The 7,250-nt window shown below is 68.4% G+C and carries 6 protein-coding genes; 1 reads left to right on the top strand and 5 read right to left on the bottom strand.

Annotation, left to right across the window (positions count from 1 at the left end):
• From RI841_RS09790 to RI841_RS09775, 4 genes are all read right to left on the bottom strand, one after another.
• A partial coding sequence (locus tag RI841_RS09790; RefSeq protein ID WP_310705416.1) for an ABC transporter ATP-binding protein occupies positions 1–1,347 on the bottom strand: 1,347 nt, incomplete at its 3' end.
• Positions 1,348–1,386: 39 nt separating this feature from the next.
• On the bottom strand, positions 1,387–1,635 hold the full coding sequence (locus RI841_RS09785; RefSeq protein WP_310705415.1) for an SHOCT domain-containing protein: 249 nt from the start codon (positions 1,633–1,635) through the stop codon (positions 1,387–1,389).
• A 193-nt stretch (positions 1,636–1,828) separates the two neighbouring features.
• Positions 1,829–2,701 carry a DMT family transporter gene (locus RI841_RS09780; protein WP_310705414.1) on the bottom strand — a complete coding sequence of 291 codons (873 nt, stop codon included), beginning with the start codon at positions 2,699–2,701 and terminating at the stop codon, positions 1,829–1,831.
• A gap of 54 nt (positions 2,702–2,755) precedes the next feature.
• The gene (locus RI841_RS09775; protein ID WP_310705413.1) at positions 2,756–3,238 is read right to left on the bottom strand and encodes a GNAT family N-acetyltransferase; all 483 of its coding nucleotides are present in this window, start codon (positions 3,236–3,238) and stop codon (positions 2,756–2,758) included.
• 234 nt (positions 3,239–3,472) lie between these two features.
• Here RI841_RS09775 and RI841_RS09770 point away from each other — a divergent pair, with 234 nt between their 5' ends.
• A complete protein-coding gene (locus RI841_RS09770; RefSeq protein WP_310705412.1) occupies positions 3,473–4,420 on the top strand; it encodes a threonine/serine dehydratase in 948 nt (315 codons plus the stop codon).
• Positions 4,421–4,496: 76 nt separating this feature from the next.
• Here the strand turns inward: RI841_RS09770 and RI841_RS09765 are convergent.
• Positions 4,497–7,250, bottom strand: a 2,754-nt coding sequence (locus tag RI841_RS09765) for an efflux RND transporter permease subunit (RefSeq protein WP_310705411.1), incomplete at its 5' end; no start/stop codon positions are given.

The raw sequence follows: 7,250 nt of genomic DNA, 5'->3' as shown, positions 1-7,250 counted from the left end.
GGTGACCATGCCGATGTGGCGGCGCAACGATTCCTGGGTCACATCGGTGATGTCCTGGCCGTCGATCAGGATGCGTCCGCCCTCCAGGTCATAGAAGCGCAGCAGCAGGTTGGCCAGGGTCGACTTGCCCGCCCCGGAGCGGCCGATCAGCCCCACCTTCTCGCCGGGGGCGATGGTCAGGTCGAGACCGTCGAAGACCCGCCGGCCCTGGCCGTCGGGGCGCGCATAGCCGAAGCGCAGCGCCTCGAAGCGTATCTCGCCGCGCGGCACCGTCAGCGCCCGGGCCTCGGGCGCGTCCTGGACCGCCGGCTCCCGGGCGATGGTATTGAGGCCATCCTGCACGGTGCCGATGTTCTCGAACAGCCCGGCCACCTCCCAGAGAATCCAGTCGGACATGAAGCGGATGCGCATCACCAGGGCGATCGCCACGGCGATGATGCCCAGCGATACCGCCTCCAGGTACCAGGCGCCAATGGCCATGCCCGCCACCCCGGCCAGCAGTAGCGAGTTGAGCAGGGTCAGGCTGACGGTCAGGCCGGTCGCCAGGCGCATCTGCCGATGCACGGTGCTCATGAACCCCTCCATGGCGCCCCGGGCGTATTCCTGTTCGCGGCGGGTATCGGCGAACAGCTTGATGGTCTGGATATTGCTGTAGCTGTCGACGATGCGCCCGGTCATCACGGCCCGGGCGTCGGCCTGGGCCATGGAGACCGCCCGCAGCCGCGGCACGAAGCCCCACATGATGGCGATATAGCCGGCCAGCCAGAGCACCAGCGGCAGCATCAGCCAGGGCTCGGCACGGCCCATCAGCAGCATGGCCCCGCTGAAGTAGACGAGCACATAGACCATCAGGTCCATCAGCTTCATCACCGTCTCGCGAATGGCAAGCGCCGTCTGCATCACCTTCTGGGAGACCCGCCCGGCGAACTCGTCCTGGTAGAACGCCAGGCTCTGGCCAAGCATGTGGCGATGCGCCAGCCAGCGGCCGATCATCGGGTAGTTGCCGAAGATGCTCTGGTGGGTCACCAGCGCCTGCAGCAGCGTCAACAGCGGCAGGCCGATCACCACCAGCGCCGCCATGCCGGCCAGGCGCCAGCCATGCTCGGCGAAGAAGCCCTCGCGCTCGGCACCCGCCAGCCAGTCCACCAGCTCGCCCATGGTGTGGAAGAAGAGTACCTCCGCCGCCGAGACCAGCGCCGTGAGCAGCGACATCACGATCAGCAGCGGCAGCACCGGCCGCGAGAAGTGCCGGATAAAGGCGAACAACCCCCTGGGTGGTGTGCCCCGATTGTCCTCCGGGTAGGGATTGACCAGGGTCTCGAAATAGCGCAAGAGGGCGCGATACATGGCAGCAATCCGGTTGCATGGGTGACGCAGGCGCGCTGCCTACCCTTCGAGGTCCCGGCGCTTGCGCTCATATTCATCCCGCTCGATCTCTCCCCGTGCATAGCGTTCCTGCAGGATGTCGAGCGCTGTTTTCCGAGACGCGTTGCCACTGTCCTTGCCACTGTCCTTGCCACTCATCCACAGCCATCGTAAAAGCGCGACGGCTCCCAGGATGACCAGCCCCCAGAACAGGATCATGAAAATCCCGCCAAAGCCCATCCATCCATGCCCATTGCCCCAACCCATCATTCTGATCTCCTGAAACCCTTGGTAAACCGTACTATCCGCCGCGTGGCTCTTGCCGTCAGCCCAGCGGTCCTGGTATCCGGCCTGAGCGGCCTGACCGTGCCTAGGTAAAGCCCGCCGGGCGATGCAAATTCCGCGCGCTTGCGGATGTTGCCGATGCCCACGGTACCGGATATCTGTCCAGATGACAGGAAGCCTACCGAGTGCTCGTGGAGACGCTCAATGCCGTCACCGTGAGCAGGATCAGGCCCATGCCGACCAACTGGATCGCGACCAGGCTCTCATCGAGCACCACGACGCCGAACAGCGACGCCGTGACCGGCTCGACCATCGCCACGATGGAGGCCACGGCCGGGGCGGTATAGTTCAACCCGACGATATAGAGAATGAACGACACGCCGGCGCCGAGCACGCCCAGCGTGACGAAGAGCGGCCAGCTCGATGTGCTCAACGCGGACAGGGTCTGCTGGGTATCGCCCAGCGAGAACAGGATGAGCGAGAGTACCGCGAAGGCGATGACGAGAATGGCCTGGGGGCTGCCGTGGGGTGCGGCGTACTTGAAGCCGAAGATGAAGACCGCATAGGAGAGCCCGGAGAGCAGCCCGGCGATGACGCCGACGGGGGTCACCCCGCCCGGCTGGACGTCGTAGAGGCGCGTCAGCAGCACGATCCCCAGCATGACCATGACAATGGCGACCCACTTGAGCGGCGTGGGCCGTTCCAGCCGGAGGGCGAAGGAGACGAGAAAGACGAAGACCGGCGCGCAATACATCAGCGTCGCTGCCACCGCCACGCTGCCCTCGGAGATGCTCACGAAATAGAAGGTGAAATTGCCGGCCACGCCGAGACCGGCCATCGCCGACCAGAACCATAACCGGCGATCGGTCAGGCCGCTGCCGCCCGGGCGCAACGCCAGCCAGACGAGCACGAACACCAGCCCGATCGCGCCGCGGTAGAGCGAGACGACGAGAGGGTCCCAGCCATCGGCCATGAGCACGCCGCCGATGCCGCCGGACAGTCCCCAGAACAGCGCGGCCAGCATCACGAACAGCGTACTCAATTTCGCCATGTGCTCTCCTTCGGTGGAGTCGGGAAACCGGCGGCGCGCTCGGCGGCCAGCGGTTCAGGAAAGGGGGCTGAAGATGCGGCGCATGATGGTCACAGTCTCGCCGCGGTAGTCTCGCGCCTCGATGTCGCGCCATCCCAGGCGTCGATAGAGCGGCTGCTGATCCGGCGTGTAGAGGTAGAAATGCTCAACCCCATGGGCCTGCGCCTCGTCTTCCACGCGCTGGACCAGCCGCGAGGCGATGCCCCGGCCGCGCCACCCGGGCCGCACGAAGACCGACGCCAGCCAGGGCGTCAGGTCGCGGCGGTCGCTCATGTCGTCGGCCACCAGGCTGGCGGTGCCCACCGGCGTATCGCCATGCAGGGCGGCAAACACCGACGGCACGCCGCCCGCCCCACACTCCTCGCGCAGCAGGGCGGTGGCGGTGTCCAGGCGTCTGCCCGGGTGCAGATGCCCCCAGGTATCGTGGATCCACTGAGCCAGGATGGCTACATGGGGCGAGTCGCCATCGAGGCGGGCAATGCGGATCCGTTCTGGCATCTGGGGGTCCTCTTGTTGTGTTCCATGATCACCGCGTTTACCGGCAGCGGCCCCGGCAACCGGGATTCGTCCGGTCGCTGGTGCTTGCCAAGCCTACGATAACAAGGGGCCATGGGGTAAGGCCTTACCATCAGCTCTGCCTTGGGCATCGGCATGACGCGAGCCTTATCGCATCCCCTCGCCAGGCGCACCGCAGGCTTCGTCTCGGGGCGGGTCAACGGCTACGCTTCAAGAATGATCGCATTGGCAGATATCCAGCAGGCGCAGACACGCCTCGCCGACACCCTCTCCCCCACGCCCCTGGTGCTCGACCACGCCCTCAGCGACAGGCTGGCGCGGCGGGTATGGCTCAAGGGCGAACTCTTCCAGCGCACCGGCTCGTTCAAGGCACGCGGCGCCCTGAACTGGCTGCGCACCGCCGGCCCGAAGGAACTCGCCGGCGGGCTCGGCACCGTCTCGGCCGGCAACCACGCCCTGGGCCTGGCCTGGGCGGCCCGCCAGGCCGAGGTGCCGGTCACCATCGTGATGCCCGAGAACGCCAGCCCCTTCAAGGTGGCAGGCAGCCGTGAACTCGGCGCCGAGGTGATCCTGCACGGCGACATCAACGCCGCCTGGGCGCTGATGCATCGGCTGGTCGAGGAGCGCGGCCTGACCCTGGTGCATCCCTACGACGACGAGCGCATCATGGCCGGCCAGGGCATCGTGGGGCTGGAAATTCTCGAGCAGGCGCCCGCGGCCAGCGCCATCCTCTGCCCCATCGGCGGCGGCGGGCTGATCGGCGGCATCGGCGTGGCCGCCGCCAGCCTGCGCCCCTCGCTTGCGCTGGTCGGCGTGGAGCCCGCCGGGGCGGCGAGCATGGCCCACGCCTGGGCCACGGGCGGCGCGCACAGGCTCGCGCATGTCGAGACCTGTGCCAAGAGCCTGGCCGCGGCCATTGTCGGCGAACACACCTATCCGCTGAGCCGGCAACACGTGCAGGCGCTCGCCACCGTGGACGAGGCCGCCATCCACCACGCCATGCGTCACCTCCTCTACCGCAGCAAGCTCACCGCCGAGCCCGGCGCCGCCGTGGGCGTGGCCGCCCTGCAGGAGGATGCCGCGGCCCTGCCGCCCGACGGCGATGTGGTGGTGGTGATCACCGGCGGCAACATGGGGCGCGACGAGCTGGAAGCGTTCCTCTAGCCGCCTGCGGGAGGCGACGTCCAACCCGGAGCCCGCGCAGCAGGCAGCGTCTGGCAGCGAAACGGCCGGCCGCGGCTCACTCGGCGCGCGAGGCGATGCGGTACCAGAGGGCATAGAGCGCCGGCACGAACAGCAGGGTGATCAGGGTGCCCACGGCCACGCCGCCGATCAGCACGTAGGCCAGCGGCCCCCAGAAACTGTCCAGGGTCAGGGGCACGAAGGCCAGCATCGCCGCCACTGCCGTGAGCACCACCGGGCGGGCGCGCTGCACGGCAGCCTCCACCACGGCGTCGCGCATCGCCATCCCGGCCTGGGCGTTGTCCGCAACCTGCTGGGTCAGGATCAGGGTGTTGCGCATCAGGATGCCCGCCAGGCCGATCAGCCCCAGGGTCGCCACGAAGCCGAACGGCTGCTGGAACAGCAGCAGCGCCGCCACCGCGCCGATCAGCCCCAGCGGCGCGGTGGCCACCACGATGAAGGTGCCGGCAAAGGAGCGCATCTGCAGCATGATGAAGATCAGCATCAGCACCACCATCAGCGGCTGCAGGGCCTGGATCGAGGCCTGCGCCTCGTCCGACTGCTCGACCGAGCCCCCGATCTGCAACTGGTAGCCGCCGGGCAGGCGCTCGCGCACCGCCCCCAGCGCCTCCCAGACTTCCAGGGTCACGTCGTTGGGCTGCGCCCCCTCGATATCGGCATTGACGGCCACGAACGGCTGGCGGTTGTAGCGCTTGATCACCGGCTCTTCAAAGACGGTTTCCAGCTCGCCGAGCTGGGTGAGCGGCACCCGCTGGCCGGCGCGGTTCACCACCTCGAGGCTCTGCAGGTCGGCGATGTCCTGGGCGGCGCCGCGCCCCACGGCGGGCACCAGGCGGATGCCGTCGCGCAGCTCGGTGATGGTGATGCCGTCCAGCTGGAACTGCAGCTGGCGCGCCACTTCGTCCGGTGTCAGGCCGATCAGCTGCAGCCGGTGAGGGTCGATCGCCAGATGCAGCCGGGGCACGCGCTCGTCCCACTCCAGGTGCGGATCACGGGTGGCGGGGTGCGCGGCGATCACCTCGCGCACCTCGTGGCCGATCTCGCGAAGCCGGTTGGGCTCGTCGCCCAGCACGCGAATGCTCACCGGCCAGTCCACTGGCGGGCCATAGAGCAGCTTCTGCACGCGCACCCGCGCCTCGGGGAATTCGCCGGCCGCGAGGCGTTCCTCAAGCCTCGTTATCAGCCGCTCCCGGGCCTCGACGCCCTCGGTCACGGCGATCAGCTTGGCAAACGCCGGGTCGGGCTGCTCCGGGTTGGCGGAAATGAAGAAGCGTGGGGCGCCGGCCCCCACGTAGGCGGAGAGCGATTCCACCCCCTCGGCCTCGCCGATCAGCGCCTCGAGGCGCCGCGTCGTCGCGTCGGTCGCGCCGATGGCCGTGCCCTGCGGGTGGTAGACGCTGACCAGCACCTCAGGGCGGTCCGAACTGGGGAAGAACTGCTTCTCCACCGGCCCGGCCATGCCCGACACGGCGGCCACCAGCAGGGCCACCGTCACCACCACCACGCTCTTGCGGTAGCGCACGCAGGCGCTGATGGCAGCACGCAGGCGCCGATAGCCGCGGGACTGGTACGCCTGGAGCCCCTGATGGCCGACCGTCTGCTCGGGCAGCAGCTTGACCCCCAGGTAGGGCGTGAACACCACGGCCACGATCCACGACAGCAGCAGCGCAATGCCCAGCACCCAGAAGATGTTGCCGGCATACTCGCCCACGGCGGACTGGGCAAAGCCGATGGGGACGAAGCCGGCCACCGTGACCAGGGTGCCGAAGAGCATCGGCGCGGCGGTGACGTTCCAGGCGTGAGAGGCGGCTTCGAGCCGATCCCACCCCTCCTCCATCTTCACGATCATCATCTCGATGGCGATGATGGCATCGTCGACCAGCAGCCCCAGGGCGATGATCAACGCCCCCAGGGTGATGCGGTCCAGGTTGATGCCCATCGCCAGCATCACCACGAAGGTCAGCGCCAGCGTCACCGGAATGGCGATGCCGACCACGATGCCGGCGCGCAGCCCCACGGCCAGCATGGTGACCAGCATCACCACCACCACGGCGACCAGGAACTTCACCTGGAAGAGGTTCACGGCCCCGGCGATGGCATCCGCCTGGTCGGTCATCACGTCGAGCGACATGCCCAGCGGCAGCCGCTCGCGCTCCTGCTGCCAGAAGGCGTCGAGGCGCTCGCCGAATTCGAGGCCGTTGACGCCGTTCTGCATCACCACGCCCAGCAGCAGTGCCTCCTCGCCGAAGGCGCGCACCCGATAGCTCGGGGGGTCTTCATAGCCGCGCGAGATCTCGGCGATGTCGCCGAGGCGGATCAATCGCTCACCGATGCGAATGGGCACCTCGGCCAGCGCCTCGGGGTCCGAGAGGTCCTGGTTCAACCGCAGGTGCAGGCGGGGGCCATCGGTGTCCACGCGCCCGGCGGGCAGCAGGCGGTTGTGCGCCTCGATGGCGGCGAAGACGGCCTGGGGCGTGACGCCCAGGCTCTGCAGCCGGGCCAGGTCGAAGTCGAGGTGCATGCGCTCCTGGCGCTCGCCCAGCACCTGCGCCTTGTTGACGCCCGCCACCCGCTGCAGGCGATCGCGGATCGCCTCGGCCTCGCGCACCATCTCGCGCATCGGCATGTCCGGGGCGCGCAGGGCGACCAGCGAGAAGTAGACGTCGCCGAAATCCTCGTTGATCAAGGGGCCCACCACGCCATCGGGCAGGCTCGGGGCGGCGTCCTGCATGCGGCGGCGCACCTGGTAGAAGCGCTCCGACATCGCCTCGCCGGGGGTGTAATCCTCGAA

It is taken from the genome of Halomonas sp. (genome assembly GCF_031581305.1).
Classification (GTDB): domain Bacteria; phylum Pseudomonadota; class Gammaproteobacteria; order Pseudomonadales; family Halomonadaceae; genus Halomonas.
The sequence above is the reverse complement of the archived record's forward strand: the minus strand, read 5'-3'. Positions and strand labels throughout refer to the sequence as shown.

Bases quoted from the DNA above. Each gene is read 5' to 3' on its own strand.
- RI841_RS09775 (WP_310705413.1), bottom strand. From the start codon at position 3,238: ATGCCAGAACGGATCCGCATTGCCCGCCTCGATGGCGACTCGCCCCAT.
- RI841_RS09785 (WP_310705415.1), bottom strand. From the start codon at position 1,635: ATGATGGGTTGGGGCAATGGGCATGGATGGATGGGCTTTGGCGGGATT.
- RI841_RS09770 (WP_310705412.1), top strand. From the start codon at position 3,473: ATGATCGCATTGGCAGATATCCAGCAGGCGCAGACACGCCTCGCCGAC.
- RI841_RS09780 (WP_310705414.1), bottom strand. From the start codon at position 2,701: ATGGCGAAATTGAGTACGCTGTTCGTGATGCTGGCCGCGCTGTTCTGG.